1 pseudogene is annotated in these 464 nt (G+C 45.7%); it reads right to left on the bottom strand.

Features of this window, described 5'->3' with window-relative positions:
• A pseudogene (locus tag K8089_RS16345) lies at window positions 1-464 on the bottom strand (HYR domain-containing protein); the annotation flags it as partial.

The raw sequence follows: 464 nt of genomic DNA, 5'->3' as shown, positions 1-464 counted from the left end.
GGTGCAGCACAATTTGCTACAGGGGCTACATTGTCTTCAACGGTTACCACTGTTGTACAGGTTGAAGTATTGCCGTTTACATCGGTTACGGTTAAGGTAATCGTATTCGGACCTACATCTGCACAAGTGAATGTTGACTTATCTATTGTGGTTGTTGCGATTCCACAGGCATCGGTGCTTCCAGCGTCAATATCGCCAACAGTGATGCTTGCGTTTCCAGTTGCATCTAATTGAATCGTAAACGGTGCAGCACAATTTGCTACTGGTGCTACGTTGTCTTCAACGGTTACAACTGTTGTACAAGTTGAAGTATTTCCGTTTACATCCGTTACGGTTAAGGTAATCGTATTCGGACCTACATCTGCACAGGTGAATGTTGATTTGTCTATTGTCGTGGTTGCGATTCCACAGGCATCAGTGCTTCCAGCGTCAATATCGCCAACGGTGATGCTGGCGTTTCCGGT

It is taken from the genome of Aequorivita vitellina, assembly GCF_022008365.1.
Classification (GTDB): Bacteria; Bacteroidota; Bacteroidia; order Flavobacteriales; family Flavobacteriaceae; genus Aequorivita; species Aequorivita vitellina.
The sequence above is the reverse complement of the archived record's forward strand: the minus strand, read 5'-3'. Positions and strand labels throughout refer to the sequence as shown.